A 16,823-nucleotide genomic window follows, 5' to 3' on the forward strand; every position below is an offset into this window, starting at 1 on the left:
TGTCCGAGGTGGATCCTCGGGTCCGCAGAGGTGCCTCAGGCCGGGGGTGGGCCCAGGTCCTCGCCCAGCTCGGTCAGCACCGCCGAGGCGATCCGGAAGGCGTTGTTCGCGTCCGGCACCCCGCAGTACACCGCCGAGGCGAGGATGGTCTCGCCGATCTCGGCGACCGTGACGCCGTTGCGCCGGGCGGCGCGCACGTGCATCGCGAACTCCTCGTGGTGCCCGCGCGCGATGAGGGCCGTGAGGGTGATGAGCGAGCGCGTGCGCCGGTCCAGCCCGGGCCGCGTCCACACCGCGCCCCAGGCGTTCTCGGTGATGTAGCGCTGGAAGTCGGCGGTGAACCCCGTCGTCGCGGCCACGGCGCGGTCGACGTGCTCGTCACCCAGCACCTCCCGGCGCACGACCATCCCCGCGTCGTGCTCGGGGGTGTGCTCGGGGGTGTGCTCGTCGGTGTGCTCGTCGGTCACCGCGCCACCTCCGTCGTCACCCGCGCGGCCAGTTCCCGGACGACCCGGGCGATCTGCTCCGGGGCCTCGGCCGGTGCCTGGTGCGCCACGTCGTCCAGGACCACGAGCCGGCCCTCGCGCACCCCGTCGGCGATCTCGCGCAGCGACTCGGGCGGGCAGACGGCGTCGTGGGCGCCCGCGACGGCGACGACGGGCCGCTCGACCTCGCCGAGCCGGTCGCGGACGTCGAACGCGCCCAGCGCCCCGCACACCGCGGTGTAGCCGTCGGTCCCGGTGTCCCGCAGCGCGTGCAGCAGCGCGGCCCCCACCTGCGGGCGACGCTCGAGGAACCCGGGGGCGAACCAGCGCGCGGCCGTGGCGCTCACCAGGGAAGCGGTGCCCGAGGCCCGCACCTGGGCGGCGCGCTCGGCCCACGACTCGGCCGTCCCGATGCGGGCGCCCGTGCAGCACAGCACGGCTCCCAGCACCCGGTCGGGGTGGTCCAGGAGGAGCTGCAGCCCCACCTGCCCGCCGACGGAGTCGCCGGCGTAGAGGAACGGCCCGTCGTGGCGCTCGGCCACGGCGTCCACGACCCGCCGGGCGAGGTCGGCGATCGTGAGGTCCGCCGGGACGGGGCCCCGGTCGGCGCCGTGCCCGGGCAGTTCCCAGGCCACGACGTCGAACTCGCCGGCCAGCAGGTCGACGACCGGGCCCCAGCAGGTGGCGGCGGTCGTGCCCAGGGACGGGCCGAGCACGAGGACGGGTCTGTCGGGGTTCACGGGGTTCCTCCGCGCAGTCGCTCGGCCGCGGCGAGGTTCGCCGCGGCCCGGTCGGGGTGGACGGTCAGGCCCGCCAGCAGGTCCGCGGTCTGGGCGGTGGCCACGACCGTGCGGCGGGCCAGCAGGCGCAGGGTGTCCCACTCGGCGTGCCAGGCCCCGTCGGCGCGCTCGTCGACCTGGTCGGCGGCGGCCGCGTGCAGGGTGGCGGCCAGGGACGGGGCGACGATCGCGGTGGAGCGGACGAGCACCGACAGCACGGGGTTCGCCTTGTGCGGCATGGACGACGACCCGCCACCGGTCCCCTCCGACAGTTCCCCGACCTCGGGCCGCGACAGCGTCAGCACGTCGCGGGCGACGTGCCCGCAGGCGTCGGTCGTGGTGACCAGGGCGTCCCCGGCGCGCGTCAGGGGGCGGCGGGTCGTGTGCCACGCCGGGGCGTCGGCCAGATCGAGGCGGGCGGCCAGGTCGCGCCGGTCGGTCAGCACGCCGACGGGGCCGCCGGCTTGCACGGGGTACGTCAGCGCGGCCAGGTCGGCCTCGGCCCCGCTCAGCCCCGCGCGCCAGGCCGCGAACCGGTGGGCCAGCGGCACGGGCAGGGCCCACTGCGTCAGCGTGCGGGCCGTCACCTCGTGGTGGCCGTGGGCGGCGTCGAGCCGGTCCAGCGCCGCGAGCGCCGCGGCGAGGTGGGTGCGCACGCGCGCGACGGCCTCGCGCAGCATCAGCACGAGGGCGGTGTCGAGGACGTCCTGGCTCGTCAGCCCGGTGTGGACCTCGACGCCGGGGTTGGCCCGGCGCAGCGCCCCGACGAGGGGGATGACGGGGTTCCCGCCGGCCTCGACGTCCAGCGGCTCGTGCGGGCCGGCCAGTTCGGTGCCGGCCCAGGCCGACTCCACCGCGACCATCGCCGCGGTGAACGCCTCCTCGGAGAACACCGGCCCGGCCCGGTGGTCCCCGGGCCGGAACAGCTCGCTCACGGGGCGCTCACGAGGGGGTTTCCCCCGGCGCCTGGAGGAAGACGGTCTCCTCCGGACCCTGCAGGTGCACGTCGAAGCGGTAGCCGTCGGCCTCGGCGGCGGCGACGAGCGTGCCCGCCCGCGCCCCCGCGGCCGTGAGCAGGGCGTCCGTGGCCCCGTCGGCGAGCGGCAGGTACGCGCGGGTGCTCAGGCGGTGCAGCAGCCCGCGGGCGAAGACCGTCACGGCGAAGAACGGCAGCCCGTCCCCGACCGCGCCGGGGGTCAGGGTCGTGAAGGAGTAGCGGCCCGTGCGGTCGGTGGCGCAGCGGCCGAACCCGGTGAACGTCCAGCCGTCCCGGTGCAACGACCCCGCCCGCTGCACGACGGTGCCGGCCGGGTCGGCCTGCCACAGTTCCAGCAGCGCGTCCGGGACCCCGGCGCCGGCACCGTCGCGGACCGTGCCGTGCAGGCGGACGGCGCCGGGGGCCCCGGCCAGCACGAGGTCGGCGTCGCCGGGGTAGGGCAGGGCGTAGTGGAAGAACGGGCCCACGGTCTGGCCCGGGGTCGGTGCGAGGCGGGTCACCGGTCGTCCTCCTCGGTCTCGGTGGGGGTGCGGTGGGCGCCGGTGAGGACGATGTCCCAGCGGTACCCCGTGGCCCACTCGTGGGTGGTCACGTCGTGGTCGTACGTCGCGACGAGGCGCTCGCGGGCGGCCGGGTCGACGATGGACTGGTAGATCGGGTCCAGCGCGAACAGCGGGTCGCCGGGGAAGTACATCTGGGTCACCAGGCGCTGGGTGAAGTCGGTGCCGAACAGCGAGAAGTGGATGTGCGCCGGCCGCCAGGCGTTGTGGTGGTTCTTCCACGGGTACGGGCCGGGTTTGACGGTCGTGAACCGGTAGACCCCGTCGGCGTCGGTGAGCATCCGGCCCATGCCGGTGAAGTTCGGGTCCAGGGGGGCGGGGTGCTGGTCGCGCTGGTGGATGTACCGCCCGCCCGCGTTGGCCTGCCAGACCTCCACGAGCTGGTGGCGCACGGGCCGGCCGTCGCCGTCGAGGACGCGGCCGGTGACGACCATCCGCTCGCCCAACGGTTCCCCGCCGCGCTGGATCGTGAGGTCGGCCTCCAGCGGGTCGACGTCGCGCTGCCCGAACGCGGGGGCGAACAGCTCCACGCCCTCGGGGTCGACCTGGAACAGGTCCTTGGTGGGGTGGCGCAGCAGCGTCGAGCGGTACGGCGGGTAGTCCCGGCGCGGCTGGAACTCCGGTTCGCGGGCCGTCGCCCACTTCGCGGCCGTGTCCTCGATCTCGGCCGACAGCTCGGCCTGGCTCTCCAGCGCTCTCATCGTGCCGGCCATCCGGTGTAACCCTCCGCGAGGTAGGTGGACCCGGCCTCGGAGGAGACCAGGGAGTGCAGTTCCCCGAGCTGGCGCAGGTCGTCGAAACCCTCGTCGCCGGGGCTGCGGTGCAGCATCGTCGTCATCCAGTAGCTGAAGTGCTGCGCCTTCCAGACGCGGGCCAGGGCCCGGCCGGTGTACGCGTCGAGCAGGTCGAGGTCGTCCTTCGCCAGGGCGTCCGCCAGGACCTCGGCCAGCACCTTCACGTCGGCCAGGGCGAGGTTCAGGCCCTTGGCCCCGGTCGGGGGAACGGTGTGGGCGGCGTCGCCGGCCAGGACGAGGCGGCCGTGCCGCATCGGGGTCTGGACGAAACTGCGGAACGGCAGGACCGAGCGGCTGACGACCGGGCCTTCGATCAGCTCGAACCCGTCCCGGCCGGCGAGGCGGCCCTGCAGCTCGTCCCAGATCCGCGCGTCGGACCAGTCGTCGGGGTTCTCGGCCGGGTCGCACTGGAAGTACATGCGCTGCACCGACTCCGTGCGCTGGCTGATGAGCGCGAAACCGGTCTCGGAACGGGTGTAGACGAGTTCGGGGGAACTCCGGGGGGCCTCGCAGAGGATGCCGAACCAGGCGAAGGGGTACTCCCGGAACCAGCGCCGGTGACCGGCCACGAGGTCGCGGCAGGCGCTGCGCGAGCCGTCGGCCCCGACGACGACTTCGGCCAGCACCTCGTGGGGCCGTCCCTCGGCGTCCGTGAACGTCACGCGGGGCGAGGTCGTCACGTCGTGGACCGCCACGTCGGACACGCCGTGGTGCAGGTCGCCGCCGTCGCGGGTGCGGGCGCGGTGCAGGTCGGTGAACACCTCGGTCTGGGGGTAGAGCCAGACGGAGTTCCCGACGAGGCGCTCGAAGTCGAGGTGGTGGGACTCGCCGTCGAAGCGCAGGAAGATCCCGCCGTGGCGGTCGCCCTCGGTGAGGACCCGCGCCGGGCCCTGGCCGTAGACCCCGGTGTCGGTGAGCAGGCGCACGCTGTCGGTCTCGAGGATGCCGGCGCGGTGGGTGGTCTCGATCTCGTGGACCGTGCGGTGGTCCAGGACCACGGTGTCGACGCCCGCCCGGTGCAGCAGGTGCGAGGCCATGAGGCCGGCGGGGCCACCCCCCACGACGACGACCCGCGTGCGGTGGGTCGTGGTCGGTGCGCGGGACGGCGTCGTCATGTCCGCAGGCTAGGGCGGCCCCGGGCGGGGGACCAGGGTGGAGTGCCACTGAGTGGAACGTAGGCTGAGGGGGTGGCCGGTCGTTCCGCCCCCGGGGCCTCCCTCGTGGACCGCACCCTCGGCGTGCTGGGCGCCTTCGACCCCGAGCACCGGGTCCTGCGGCTGGCCGACCTCGCCGCCCGCAGCGGGCTGGCGCCCTCGACGACCCTGCGCATCGCCCGCCGCCTGCAGGCCGGGGGGTTCCTCGCCCGCCGGGCCGACGGCGCGTACGTCGTGGGCCGGCGGACGTGGGACCTCGGGCTGCTGGCCCCGGTCCAGACCGACCTGCGCGACGTGGCGGCGCCGTTCCTGCACGACCTGCAGGCCGCGACGCGGGCGACGGTGCACCTGGCCGAGCGCGACGGGGACCGGGTGCTCTACCTCGACCGGCTCCAGGGGTCGACGTCGGTGCCGGTGGTCAGCCGCGTCGGCGGCCGGCTGCCCCTGCACACCACGGGGGTGGGCAAGGTGCTGCTGGCGCACGCGCCGGCCGACGTCGTGGCCCAGGTCCTGGCGGGCCTGGACCGCGTGACGCCGTACAGCATCACCTCGCCCGGGTTGCTGCGGCGCCAGCTCGCCCAGGTCCGGCGGGAGGGGTTCGCCAGCACCGCCGGGGAGATGGACGTGGGCAACGCCTCGGTGGCGGTGCCCGTGCGCGGGGCCGACGGGCAGGTCGTCGCGGCGCTGGGTCTGGTCGTGGCCACCCTCGGCCGGGACCGCCAGCGGCTCGTGGCCGCCCTCACGGTGGCCGCGGCGGGCATCGGCCGGGCCCTGCGGACCTGACCGACCCCGTCCAGGCCCCGTCCAGGCCCCGTCGGCGCCCCGCCCGGCGCACCGGGGAGTTCGGAGCCCCTGGTCGGAATCGAGCCGACGACCTACCGCTTACAAGGCGGTTGCTCTGGCCACTGAGCTACAGGGGCGCGCTCGCGCGCGGGCCGAGCTTAGCCCTTCGACCCCAGGTCCTCGACCAGGTCGGCGCTGGTCACCACCCGCGCGAACCCGCTGCCCAGCGCGGCGAGGAACGCCGTGTGCGCGAGGTCCCCGGGCACCCGGACCCCGCCGAGCTCGAGGTCGGGGGCCGCGCAGGCGTCGGCCACGACGGTGACCGCGAAACCGCGTTCGGCGGCCGAGCGCACCGTGGAGTCCACGCACATGCTCGTCATCATCCCCACGACGACCAGGTCCTCCACGCCGCGCTCGCGCAGCAGGTCCTCCAGCCCCGTGCCCAGGAAGGAGTTCGGGGCGTGCTTGACGACCAGGGCCTCCCCGGGCCCCGGCGTGAGCGAGGGGTGGATGTCGGCCCCGGGCGTGCCCGGCCGCAGGAACGGCACGTCGCCCAGGCTGTGGTGCTGGACGTGGACGACGACGAGCCCGGCCTCGCGGGCCGCGGCGAGCACCCGGCCGGCGGCCCGGGCCGCCTCCTCGGGGCCGACGAGGGGGAAGGCCCCGCCGGGGAAGTAGTCCTGCTGGACGTCGATGACGACGAGGGCGCTGGTCACGGCGTCATCCTCGCCGACGGCCCCCGGTCCCGGCGCCCGGGTGGGCGGACTGCCGGCAGCAGACCACCTCGGGCGCCGGGAACTGGGCGATGTGTCCAGTTCCGCCGCGATCACTGGACAGGATGACGTCCGTCCGGCGTCATGGGGCCATGACCTCTCGCACCACGTCCTCCAGCACGTCCCCCAGCACGTCCTCCAGCACGTCCTCCAGCACGCCCCCCACCGTGACCGTCGGCGCCTACCTGGCCCACCGCCTCGTCGAACTCGGCGGAGCGCACCTGTTCGGCCTGCCCGGCGACTTCAACCTCGCCCTCCTCGACGAGATGCTCCAGGTGCCGGGGATCGAGTGGGTCGGCAACACCAACGAGCTCAACGCCGCCTACGCGACCGACGCCTACGCCCGCACCACCCGCGGGGTCGCCGCCCTCGTCACGACCTACGGCGTGGGGGAGCTGTCCGCCGTCAACGGCATCGCCGGCAGCTACGCCGAGGACGTCCCCGTCGTGCAGGTCACCGGGATGCCCGAGACCGGCGCCTGCCAGCGCGGGGCCCTGCTGCACCACTCCCTGGTCGACGGCGACCACGAGCACTTCGCCCGCGCCTACCGCGAGGTCACCGCCACCGGGGCCGTGCTGCGCGCCGCCGACGCCGCCCTGGAGATCGACCGCGTCCTGCGCGTCGCCCTCGAACGCTCCAAACCCGTCTACCTCGGCGTGCCCGCCGACGTCGCCCTCGCCCACGTCTCCAGCGCCCCCCTGCGCCGCCCCCTGCGCCCGGCCCCCAGCGACCCCGTCGCCCTGCAGGACCTGCGCACCGCTCTGGCCGAGGTCCTCGCCGGCGTGCCCTCGCTCACCGTGCTGGCCGGGACCCAGGTGCACCGCCGCCGCGCCGAGGGCGGGCTCGCGGCGCTCGCGGACCGGGACGGGGTGCGCGTGGCGACCCTCGTGGGCGCCAAGGCGATGCTGCCCGAGCAGCACCCGGCGAGCCTGGGCACCTACCAGGGCGCCCTGACCATCTCCCCGGACGTGCGGGAGGCCGTCGACGGGGCCGACCTGCTCGTCCTGGCCGGCGCGGTCCTGTCCGACGTCATGACGGGGCTGTTCAGCCACGGCTTCGACCCCGCCCGCGCGCTCCGGCTCGGCATCGCCGACGCGGTCGTCGACGGCGTGACGTTCCACGACGTGCGGCTGGAGGACACCCTCCCGCTGCTGGCCGAGGTCGCCGGCGAGCGCGCCTTCGCGGCCCTGGACCCCGTCGAGGCCGCCTGGCCCCACGTCGGCCCCGGCGAGCACCGGGACACCGGTGCCGCGGACGCCCCGCTCACGCAGCACACCCTGTGGCGGACCGTGCAGGGCTGGCTGCCCGAGGACGCGATCGTCCTGGCCGACGCCGGCACGTCGCTGTACGGGACGCTGGAACTGCGGCTGCCGCCGGGGGCCGAGCTCCTCCTGCAACCCATCTGGTCCTCGATCGGGTTCACCGTGCCCGCCCTCCTGGGGACCTGCCTGGCCGCCCCGCAGCGCCGGTCCGTGCTGTTCGTGGGCGACGGCGCCGCGCAGCTGACCGTCCAGGAGGTCGCCACCGTCCTGCAGCGCGAGACCGTCCCGGGCCGGCCCGCGCCCGTCGTCGTCGTGGTCGACAACGCCGGGTACACCATCGAGCGCGTCCTGCGCAGCCCCCGGGCAGTCTACCAGGACGTCACGGCGTGGGACTGGCTGGCGCTGCCGGCCCTGTTCGCCCCCGGCCGCGACGTGCTCACCGCCCGCGCCGGGACCGGGGCCGAGCTCCAGGACGCGCTGACCCGGATCGCCGCGGACCCGGGCCGGCCGGCCGTCCTGCACGCCGTCCTGGACGCCGCCGACGTGCCCCCGCTGCTGGCGCGGCTGGGCCGGGCGGTCGCTTCAGGTCCGGGGGAGGCGGTCCGGTGAATCGTTGACGCACCACGCACCACGCACCACGACACCGGACCCCGGGGCGACCCCGATGACGCGCACCCCCAGAGCCCAGCGGACCAGACCCCCCGTCCCGGCCGGCATGCCCCCGGCGGACCGCTCCAGGCCGTGGGCAAGCCCTGGCAGGCCCAGCCGTGGGGCCACGGCTTCGCCGAGGACCGCACCGCGCCGCGCGACGCCGTGCAGCACGCGCTGCAGGACGTCATCGCCGACGGGACCCACGACGAGATCCTCCAGCGGTACGGGGTCGGTGACGGGGCTCTGCACACCACGGCGGTCCACGGCGGAGCCTGATGCATCCCGGATGCTCACTTAGGGTGAGGAGAGACGGTGCTCCACCCCGGATCACCGCCACGGCCACCCGAGGAGCCCGGTGCCGCAGCAGCAGGACCACGACCACGATCGGGACCAGGACCACGTCCCCGCCTACGGCGAGGTCGACCTGACGACGTGCGAGAGCGAACCCATCCACGTCCCGGGCGCGATCCAGCCCCACGGCCTGCTGCTGGCCCTCGACGGCCGGGACCACCGCGTCGTCGTCGCCTCGGAGAACACGGCCGGCCTGCTCGGTCGCGCGCCGGGGTCCGTGCTCGGGGCCGACCTGGCCGAGCTCCTGGGCGCGGACGTCGCCGCGCGGGTCCTGCAGGCCCAGGAGGACGACAACCGCGAGGAGGCCCTGCACGCCCGCCTCGTGCTGGGCGGGGCCGAGGTCGACGTCGACGTCGTCGTGCACGTCAGCGGCGAGCGCACGGTCGTGGAGGTCGAACCCGTCGGGCCCGACGCCGCCCCGGTCTCCTACCGCGCCACCCGGGGGGCGATCGCCCGGCTCGCCGGCACCAGCGGCATCGAGGCCCTGTGCCGCCGGCTGGCCCGGGAGGCCCGCACCGTCCTGGGCTTCGACCGGGTCATGGTCTACCGCTTCGACGCGCAGTGGAACGGCGAGGTCGTCGCCGAGGACCACCGCCCCGGCCTCGAACCGTTCCTCGGGCTGCGCTACCCCGCCAGCGACATCCCCGCCCAGGCCCGGCGGCTGTACGCCCTGAACTGGACGCGGCTGATCGCCGACGCCGAGTACCGCCCCGTGCGCCTGGAACCCCTCGTGGACCCGGGCACGGGAGCACCGCTGGACCTGTCGCACTCGGTGCTGCGCAGCGTCTCGCCCATCCACCTGGAGTACCTGCACAACATGGGCGTCACCGCGTCCATGTCGATCTCGCTGATCGTGGACGGGCGGTTGTGGGGGCTGGTCGCCTGCCACCACTACTCCGGTCCGCACCGGCCCGGCTACGACGCCCGCTCGGCCGCGGAGTTCCTGGGGCAGACCGCCTCCCAGCTCGTGGGGGAGCGGGCCCGCTCGCACGAGCGGGACGAGGCGCTGGCCGCGCAGGAACTCATGTCCGACCTGCTCGCGCAGGTCTCGGCGCTGGGCCGGGACCCGCTGACCTCCCTGGTGGAGGACGGGCGCGTGGTCGACCTGCTCGGCGCGGGCGGCGTCGCGGTGTGGGACGGGAACCGGCTGCTGACCGCCGGGCGGGTGCCGCCGTGGGCCCACGTCCAGCGCATCGCGCGCCTGCTCGGGCGGGCCGACGGCGCCGTGACCTTCACCGACCACCTCGCCACCCTCGACCCGCGCCTGCGCGAGGTGGCGGGCACGGCCTCGGGGGCGCTGCGCATCGGGCTGGACGGCAACGGCTGGATGCTGTGGCTGCGCCCGGAGCAGCCCGAGACCGTCTCGTGGGGCGGGGACCCGCACGAGGCCAAGACCGTCGAGGTCGAGGGGTCGGAGGCGCGGATCAGCCCCCGCAAGAGCTTCGAGAAGTGGCAGGAGGTCGTGCGTGGCCGCAGCCTGCCGTGGCGGCCCTGGCACGCCTCCACGGCCGAGCGGCTGCGCAGCCAGCTCACCGCGATCATGCTGGGCCGCTCCCGCGACCAGATCGCCATCGCCGAGTCCCTGCAGCGCGCCGTCGTCCTCGACGAGGCCCCCGAGGTGCCCGGGCTGGACGTGCACGCCCGGTACCGGCCCGCCGCGGGCGGTCAGCTCGGCGGGGACTGGTGGGACCTGCTGCCCCTGGAGGGGGGCCGGGTGGCCGTCGTCGTCGGGGACGTCGCCGGTCACGGCGTGCACGCCGCCGCGGCCATGGCCCAGCTGCGGACCGCGCTGCGGGCCTACCTGCTGGAGGGGCACAGCCCCGCCGCCGCGCTGGACCGGCTCGACGCCCTCGTGGCCACGCTCAACGGCAACCACACGGCGACGGCCCTCGTCGGGGTCGTCTCCCCCGGGGACGGGTCCGGGGCGGGGGCCGGCGCGGTGGTCGAGCTGGCCAGCGCCGGCCACCCCCCGCCGCTGCTGGTCAGCGCCGAGGGGGCGTCCTCGCCGGCCATCCAGACCCGGCCGGTCCTGGGGCTGGGGTTCGGCCCCACCCACGGCGGGCCCGAGGAGGTCTCCACGCTGCCGGTGCCGGCCGAGGCCGTGCTGCTGTTCTTCAGCGACGGCCTGGTCGAGCGGCGCGGGGCGAGCCTGACGGTCACCACCGTGCAGCTCGGGCAGGAGGCCGCCCGGGCCGTCGCGCAGGGGCTGGACACGGCCCAGGTCGCCGACCGGTTGCTGACCGCCGTGCCCGGCCGCGCCGAGGACGACACCACCCTCGTCCTGGCCCGGCTCGCCCGCGACCACGGTCTGACCTAGGCTCACCACCGGTGTCGAGACCAGGCCCCGCGGTTCGTGCTGCCCGCCAGGGGCAGAGGGGCGGGTGCTGGCCGAGGAGAGGGGACACCGTGCAGCCACAGGTGCGTGACGAGGTCGCGGCCGCGGACGTCTCGGCCATCACCGGTGACGCACCCGCCGCCGTGCTGCTCGTGCACCTGTCCGAGCGCACGGTCGTGCACGTCAACCCCGTCGCCCGCCAGCTCGCCCCCGACGCCGTGCTGCCCCTGTCGGTCGACGCGTGGTCCGACGCCGCCCGGCTGCTGGACCTCGACGGCGCCGAGCTGTCCGAGACCGAGCACCCGCTGTCGCGGGTCGCCCGCTCCGAACCCGTCGTCGGGCAGGCGGTCTCGGCGGCCGCCGGCAGCGACCTGGGGGACCGGCGCGAACCCCTGTGGGTCGTCGCCCTGCCGATGGCCGGGGCCCCCATGCTCGAGGACCACGCCCTCGTCGTCTTCCTGCCGCTGCGCGACCGGCGCGCGGCCCGGGCGGCCATGGACGCCGCCACCGAGCAGGCGGTGCTGCGCGACCGGGCGGTGCTGGCCACCGGCCTGTCCTTCACCGTCGCCGACGCCCGCGACCCCGACCTGCCGCTGGTGTGGGTCAACCCCGCGTTCACGGCCACCACCGGGTACGGCATGGACGAGGTCGTGGGCCGCAACTGCCGGTTCCTGCAGGGGCCCGGCAGCGACCCCGCCGCCCGCACGACGATGCGCGAGGCGCTCGAGGCGGGCGAGCCGGTGACCGTCACGCTCCTGAACTACCGCAAGGACGGCCTGGCCTTCTGGAACCAGGTGGCCATGAGCCCCATCTTCGGCCCCGACGGCGCGCTGACCCACTACGTCGGCATCCAGACCGACGTGAGCGGGCGCGTGGCCGCCGACCGGGCGCGCGACGACGCGCTGGCCGCCGAGCGCGCGGCCCGGGCCGAGGCCGAGGAGGCGCGGGCGCGGGCCGAGGAGCACCGGGCCCGCCTGGACCTGCTCGCCGAGGCGACCCACCGGCTCTCCGGCACCCTCGACGTGGGGGAGTGCCGCCGCCGGCTGCTGCGGCTGGTGGTGCCCCAGCTCGCCGACTGGGCCGTGGTGATCAGCCCCGACGACAAGGGCCAGATCGGCCAGGTGACCGCGCTGCACGCGCGGGCCGAGGAGACCGGGCGGTTCGAGGAGTACCTGGACGCCCTGCGGCGCACCGCCCTGCGCGGGCCCCTGCAGGAACTCCTGCTGCAGGGCGCCTCGGCCCGCCGGATCGGCGACTACGGCTCCCCGCAGGTGCGCGAGCTGCGGCGCGGCTGGGTCCGGGACGAGCGCGTCCTGGACCTGTCCGACGAGCTCGGGGTCACCTCTGTCCTCGTGGTCCCCCTCCCGGGACGTCGCCGCGACAACGACCTCATGGTCCTGGTCCGCACCGGGGAGGGGGAGGAGCACACCGACGACGACCTCGGCATCGCCGTCGACCTCGGCCGCCGCGCTGGGCTGCTGCTGGACAACGCCCGGCTCTACGAGGAGCAGCACCACATCGCCACCGAGCTGCAGCGCAGCCTGCTGCCTGACCTGCCGCACGTCCCGGGCCTGCAGCTCGCGGCCCGCTACCACGCCGGCCAGGACGGCAACGACGTCGGCGGCGACTTCTACGAGGTCATCGACGTCCCCGGCGACGGCGTCGCCGTGGTCATCGGCGACGTCGCCGGCCACGACGTGTACGCCGCGGCGGCGATGGGCCACCTGAAGGGCCTGCTGCGCGCGTGCGCCTGGGACCGGACGCTGGAGTCCCCGGCCGCGGTGCTCTCGCGCGTGGACGAGCTGACCGTGGCGCTGGGCATGACGACGATGGCGACGGTCAGCTACGCCCGCCTCGTGCCGGACGGGCCCGGCCACTGGTCGCTGGAGCACTCCTCGGCCGGGCACCCGCCCCTGCTCGTGCGCCACGAAGACGGCACCGTGCGGTACCTGCCCGACGCCTCCGACGTCCCGCTCGGGGTCGAGCCCGCGCTGCGGCGCGAGACGCGGACCGAGCGCCTGCCCGTGGGGTCGCTGCTGCTGGGCTACACCGACGGCCTCGTCGAACGGCGCGGGGAGGTGCTCAGCGTGGGGCAGGAGCGGCTCGCGCGGGTCGTGGCCGCGGCCCCGCACGACCCGCAGGCCCTGTGCGACCACCTGCTCGCCGAGCTCGGCGACAGCCACGACGACATCGCGCTGCTCGCCGTGCGGCTCTGAGCCGCGCTCCCGGTCGCCGGGACGGGTTTTCCGGGAGATGGTGCTGGCGATGTGCCAGTCCACCCCGCCCGCCGACCTCGTCCTGGTCATGGACGCCACGGCGGGCCGCCACGCCCGGCGGTTCCTCGACGAGCACTGGTGCGACGTGCACGCCCGGGACCTGCGGCCCCAGGGTGACCTCGTGGTGACCGAGCTGGTGACGAACGCCGTCCGGCACGGGGCACCCCCGGCGGTCCTGGCCCTGGAGTGCCAGGGCCGGGACGGGGTCAGCATGCGCGTCAGCGACGCCGGCCCGGACGCCCCGGAACTGCGTGAGGCGGGCCCGGAGGCCCTCGGCGGCCGCGGCATCGCCCTGGTCGACGTGCTGAGCGCGCAGTGGGGCGTGGAGGCCGGGCCCGACGGCAAGACCGTGTGGTCCCGGCTCGTGGGGCAGGTTCCAGCGGGCTGAGGCGGGCCGACCTGGCTACCGTGGTCCCACCTTTCCCAGAGGTGCCCGTCCCGCGCACGAACCAGCAGGTGCAGACAGCCGCCCGCATGGACATCGGAGTTCCCATGGTCACCCCTGCCCAGAACGCCTCCCGCCCGACCGACCCCACCCGCCGTCGCGTCCTCGGCGCCGCCGGGGCCCTCGCCGCGGGCGGGGCCCTGTCCGCGTGCAGCGGTTTCTCCACCCCGGACTCCGGCGGTTCCGGATCGGGGTCCGGGGACGGCGCGCTCACGATGATCACGTGGGCCTCCGACGTCGAGAGCGCCGCCTTCGCCGCGCTCGCGGACGGTTTCGAGGCCGAGACCGGCACGGCGGTCGACCTGCAGGTCGTCCCGTACTCCGAGGTCCTCACCGCCGTCGACACCGGCCTGCGCACCGACTCCCCGCCGGACCTGTTCCGCGTCAGCTACACCGACGTGGCCGCCTACCGGCGCCAGGGGGTGCTGGCCGACCTCGCCGACGCGGACACCCTGGAACCGGCGTTCCTGCTCGCCTTCTGGGCGGCGGTCACCGACGAGCGGGGCACGTTCGGCGTCCCGCACCACACCGACACCTCGATGGTGCTGCTCAACACCGCGGCCGTCGCCTCGGCCGGGCTGGGCCCGCTGCCCACGACCCTGGACGACGCGTGGACGTGGGAGCAGTTCGCCGACGCCCTCGCCCGCATCCAGCCCTCCCGCGCCGACACCTACGCGTTCGCGGCGAACTGGCAGAACGCCGGGGCCTACCGCTGGCTGAACTTCGTCGACCAGGCCGGGGGCCGGTTGCTGAGCGAGGACCTGCGGTCCGTGGTCACCGACGACCCGGGGGCGCTGAAGGCCCTGACCTTCACCCGCGACCTGTTCCGCCGCCAGCTCACCCCGGCGAACGCCTCGGCCCGCGGGCAGGCGGCCAGCGACCTGTTCCTCAACCAGACCGTCGCCACCGCGTTCGCGGGGGACTTCCTGCTGAGCGAGATCGAGGGGGGCGGGTTCGAGTACTCCGCCACGTTCCTGCCCCGCGACGTCAACGCCTCGGCCGACCTCGGCGGCAACGCCCTCGTGGCCGTGGAGGCGAGCCCGAACCGGGACCGGGCGCTGGAGTTCCTCACCTACTGCGCGCAGGCCGAGCAGATGGCGGCGTTCTGCACCGCGGCCTCGGTCCTGCCGACCCGCGGCGACATCGACGCCTCCTCGCTGCGCTACCCCGTGCGGCCCGACCTCATGGAGCTGTACGTGCAGCAGGCCCAGGCGATCCGCGAACCCCTCGTGCAGCAGGTCGTCGTGCCCAGCTTCAGCGCGATCAACGCCCAGTTGCGCGACCGGCTCGACGAGGTGTTCCTCGGCGGCGACGACGACGCCACCGCGCTGAGGAGGATCACCGACGGTGTCGCGGCGGTGCTGCAGACCTCGTGAGCGCGGCCACGACGACCCGGGCCACCACGCCCGGGGTCGCGCCCTCGCGCCGGCCGGCGGTGCGCCGCTGGGCGACGTCGTACCTCATGCTCGCCCCGGCCCTCGTGCTGTTCGGGGTGTTCGTCCTCTACCCCCTCGTGGGGGCGGTGCGGATCTCGCTGACGAACTCCACCGGCATCGGCCAGGCGCAGTTCGTCGGGCTGGCGAACTACCGCGCCATGCTGGCGGACCCGACGTTCTGGCAGGCGGCGCGCAACACGGCGCTGCTGGCCGTGGTGTCCGTGCCCGTGAGCCTGGCCCTGGGGCTGGCGATCGCCCTGCTGCTGCGCGAGCGCATCCCCGGCGGGGGGCTGTTCCGGGCGGTGTTCCTCGCCCCGTACGTCATCTCCGGGGTCGTCGTGGCGATGGCCGGCCGCTGGGTCTTCGACCAGAACGTCGGCATCGTCGACCGCGTCCTGGCCGGGGCCGGTCTGCCGCAACCGGACTGGCAGTCCGACGGGACGGCCGCCGCGGTGTCCGTCGTCCTGGTGCTGCTGTGGGCGCGCTCGGGACTGGCCGTCATCCTCTACCTCAGCGCGCTGCAGGGCATCGACCGGGACGTGCTGGAGGCCGCCGAGCTCGACGGCGCCTCGTCCTGGCAGCGGCTGCGCGAGGTCGTGTGGCCGCTCATGCGCCCGACCACGTTCTTCCTCACCGTGATGATGGTCATCGAGACGTTCCAGGTGTTCGACATCGTCTGGGTCATGACCAAGGGGGGCCCGGCGGGGTCCACCGAACTGCTCGTCACCTACGCCTACGGGCAGGGTTTCGCCGCCCGTCGCGAGGGTTACGGGTCGGCCATCGGCGTCGTCGTGTTCGTCGTCGTGCTCGCGGCCACCGTCCTGTGGTGGCGGGCCCAGCGCTCCAGCGAGGACGAGCAGTGAGCGGGGCGCGGACCGCGGCCCGCCCCGACGCCGACGCCGGCACCGCCCGCGGCCCGCGGGCGCGGCGGGGGTCGCGACGGGCCAGGGTCGTCGTCCTCCTCGTGCTGAGCCTGGTCTGGCTGTTCCCGCTGTACTGGATGCTCGTCACCGCGGTCTCGCCGCGCGACGACCTCGCCTCCGGGCGGGTGGGCCTGCTGCCCACGACGCTGGACCCCGGCGGGTTCTCCCGGGCGCTGACGCAGTTCCCCGTGCTGCAGTGGGCGCAGAACTCCCTGGCCATCGCCGTGGTCGCCGTCGTCATCACGGTCGCCGTCGACGTCACGGCCGGGTACGTCCTGGCCAAGCACCGGTTCCCGGGGCGGGCGGTGGTGTTCTTCCTCATCATCGCCACCCTGATGATCCCCATCCAGGTGCTGCTCATCCCGCAGTTCGACCTCGTCAACTCCCTCGGCTGGATCAACTCCTACTGGGCGGTCATCGTCCCGCGCTCGGCGGAGGCGTTCGGGGTGTTCCTGGCCCGGCAGTACTTCCTGTCCCTGCCCGACGAACTGCTCGAGGCCGCCCAGCTCGACGGGGCCGGGCAGCTGCGGACCCTGTGGTCGGTCGTCCTGCCGCTGTCCCGGCCGCTGGTGGCCGTGCTGGTCGTCATGACGTTCATGTACCGGTGGAACGAGTTCGCCTGGCCGCTGGTGGCGCTGCGCGACCCGGCCCTCTACACGCTGCCGGTGGGGTTGTCGTTCCTGCAGAGCCAGTACACGACGGACTACCCGGCCCTCATGGCCGGCGCCCTCGTCTCGGTGCTGCCCGTCCTGGTCCTGTTCGGCATCGCCCAGCGGCAGTTCGTCGCCGGCATCGCCCGCAGCGGCCTGAAGTGAGGGC

At 75.2% G+C, this 16,823-nt stretch carries 16 protein-coding genes and 1 tRNA gene; 9 read left to right on the forward strand and 8 right to left on the reverse strand.

Going from position 1 to position 16,823, the window contains the following annotated elements; translation table 11 throughout:
- Positions 1-35: 35 nt before the first annotated feature.
- The 6 genes from pcaC to AB2L27_RS15135 are packed head-to-tail and all read right to left on the reverse strand — an operon-like array spanning position 36 to position 4,730.
- Complete coding sequence (gene pcaC, locus AB2L27_RS15110; protein ID WP_370442399.1) at positions 36-407, reverse strand: 4-carboxymuconolactone decarboxylase; 372 nt, start codon at positions 405-407, stop codon at positions 36-38.
- Between the two features lie 56 nt (positions 408-463).
- Positions 464-1,225: an alpha/beta fold hydrolase gene (locus AB2L27_RS15115; RefSeq protein ID WP_370442312.1), complete on the reverse strand. Its 762-nt coding sequence runs from the start codon at positions 1,223-1,225 to the stop codon at positions 464-466.
- Entirely contained in the window at positions 1,222-2,199 is a 978-nt protein-coding gene (locus AB2L27_RS15120; protein ID WP_370442313.1) for a lyase family protein, read from the reverse strand. Before AB2L27_RS15120 ends, AB2L27_RS15115 begins: the two co-directional genes overlap by 4 nt.
- A 7-nt stretch (positions 2,200-2,206) precedes the next feature.
- Positions 2,207-2,761: a protocatechuate 3,4-dioxygenase subunit alpha gene (gene pcaG, locus AB2L27_RS15125; RefSeq protein WP_370442314.1), complete on the reverse strand. Its 555-nt coding sequence runs from the start codon at positions 2,759-2,761 to the stop codon at positions 2,207-2,209.
- Complete coding sequence (gene pcaH, locus AB2L27_RS15130; protein ID WP_370442315.1) at positions 2,758-3,534, reverse strand: protocatechuate 3,4-dioxygenase subunit beta; 777 nt, start codon at positions 3,532-3,534, stop codon at positions 2,758-2,760. Before pcaH ends, pcaG begins: the two co-directional genes overlap by 4 nt.
- The gene (locus AB2L27_RS15135; protein WP_370442316.1) at positions 3,519-4,730 is read right to left on the reverse strand and encodes a 4-hydroxybenzoate 3-monooxygenase; all 1,212 of its coding nucleotides are present in this window, start codon (positions 4,728-4,730) and stop codon (positions 3,519-3,521) included. The genes pcaH and AB2L27_RS15135 overlap by 16 nt, the downstream gene beginning before the upstream one ends.
- A gap of 72 nt (positions 4,731-4,802) precedes the next feature.
- Between AB2L27_RS15135 and AB2L27_RS15140 the strand changes: the two genes are divergently transcribed.
- Entirely contained in the window at positions 4,803-5,552 is a 750-nt protein-coding gene (locus tag AB2L27_RS15140; protein ID WP_370442317.1) for an IclR family transcriptional regulator, read from the forward strand.
- 64 nt (positions 5,553-5,616) lie between these two features.
- Here the strand turns inward: AB2L27_RS15140 and AB2L27_RS15145 are convergent.
- Positions 5,617-5,689, reverse strand: a tRNA-Thr gene (locus tag AB2L27_RS15145).
- Positions 5,690-5,710: 21 nt separating this feature from the next.
- A complete protein-coding gene (locus AB2L27_RS15150; protein WP_370442318.1) occupies positions 5,711-6,268 on the reverse strand; it encodes a cysteine hydrolase family protein in 558 nt (185 codons plus the stop codon).
- Positions 6,269-6,417: 149 nt separating this feature from the next.
- Here AB2L27_RS15150 and AB2L27_RS15155 point away from each other — a divergent pair, with 149 nt between their 5' ends.
- From AB2L27_RS15155 to AB2L27_RS15190, 8 genes are all read left to right on the forward strand, one after another.
- The gene (locus tag AB2L27_RS15155; RefSeq protein WP_370442319.1) at positions 6,418-8,196 is read left to right on the forward strand and encodes an alpha-keto acid decarboxylase family protein; all 1,779 of its coding nucleotides are present in this window, start codon (positions 6,418-6,420) and stop codon (positions 8,194-8,196) included.
- A 132-nt stretch (positions 8,197-8,328) separates the two neighbouring features.
- The gene (locus AB2L27_RS15160) at positions 8,329-8,514 is read left to right on the forward strand and encodes a hypothetical protein (RefSeq protein WP_370442320.1); all 186 of its coding nucleotides are present in this window, start codon (positions 8,329-8,331) and stop codon (positions 8,512-8,514) included.
- 79 nt (positions 8,515-8,593) lie between these two features.
- Positions 8,594-10,906 carry a SpoIIE family protein phosphatase gene (locus tag AB2L27_RS15165; protein ID WP_370442321.1) on the forward strand — a complete coding sequence of 771 codons (2,313 nt, stop codon included), beginning with the start codon at positions 8,594-8,596 and terminating at the stop codon, positions 10,904-10,906.
- Between the two features lie 101 nt (positions 10,907-11,007).
- Positions 11,008-13,140 carry a PP2C family protein-serine/threonine phosphatase gene (locus AB2L27_RS15170; RefSeq protein WP_370442322.1) on the forward strand — a complete coding sequence of 711 codons (2,133 nt, stop codon included), beginning with the start codon at positions 11,008-11,010 and terminating at the stop codon, positions 13,138-13,140.
- Between the two features lie 49 nt (positions 13,141-13,189).
- Positions 13,190-13,588: an ATP-binding protein gene (locus tag AB2L27_RS15175; protein ID WP_370442323.1), complete on the forward strand. Its 399-nt coding sequence runs from the start codon at positions 13,190-13,192 to the stop codon at positions 13,586-13,588.
- A 104-nt stretch (positions 13,589-13,692) separates the two neighbouring features.
- A complete protein-coding gene (locus tag AB2L27_RS15180) occupies positions 13,693-15,021 on the forward strand; it encodes an ABC transporter substrate-binding protein (RefSeq protein WP_370442324.1) in 1,329 nt (442 codons plus the stop codon).
- Positions 15,018-15,944 carry a carbohydrate ABC transporter permease gene (locus tag AB2L27_RS15185; protein ID WP_370442325.1) on the forward strand — a complete coding sequence of 309 codons (927 nt, stop codon included), beginning with the start codon at positions 15,018-15,020 and terminating at the stop codon, positions 15,942-15,944. Before AB2L27_RS15180 ends, AB2L27_RS15185 begins: the two co-directional genes overlap by 4 nt.
- Complete coding sequence (locus tag AB2L27_RS15190) at positions 15,941-16,819, forward strand: carbohydrate ABC transporter permease (protein ID WP_370442326.1); 879 nt, start codon at positions 15,941-15,943, stop codon at positions 16,817-16,819. Before AB2L27_RS15185 ends, AB2L27_RS15190 begins: the two co-directional genes overlap by 4 nt.
- The last annotated feature ends 4 nt before the right edge of the window (positions 16,820-16,823 follow it).

Source organism: Kineococcus halophytocola, from assembly GCF_041276425.1.
GTDB classification, from domain to species: domain Bacteria; phylum Actinomycetota; class Actinomycetes; order Actinomycetales; family Kineococcaceae; genus Kineococcus; species Kineococcus halophytocola.

What these genes read in the sequence shown, in the direction of transcription:
- AB2L27_RS15175 (WP_370442323.1), top strand. Translation starts at nt 13,190, where the DNA reads ATGTGCCAGTCCACCCCGCCCGCCGACCTCGTCCTGGTCATGGACGCC.
- AB2L27_RS15180 (WP_370442324.1), top strand. Translation starts at nt 13,693, where the DNA reads ATGGTCACCCCTGCCCAGAACGCCTCCCGCCCGACCGACCCCACCCGC.
- pcaC (WP_370442399.1), bottom strand. Translation starts at nt 407, where the DNA reads ATGGTCGTGCGCCGGGAGGTGCTGGGTGACGAGCACGTCGACCGCGCC.
- pcaH (WP_370442315.1), bottom strand. Translation starts at nt 3,534, where the DNA reads ATGGCCGGCACGATGAGAGCGCTGGAGAGCCAGGCCGAGCTGTCGGCC.
- AB2L27_RS15155 (WP_370442319.1), top strand. Translation starts at nt 6,418, where the DNA reads ATGACCTCTCGCACCACGTCCTCCAGCACGTCCCCCAGCACGTCCTCC.
- AB2L27_RS15135 (WP_370442316.1), bottom strand. Translation starts at nt 4,730, where the DNA reads ATGACGACGCCGTCCCGCGCACCGACCACGACCCACCGCACGCGGGTC.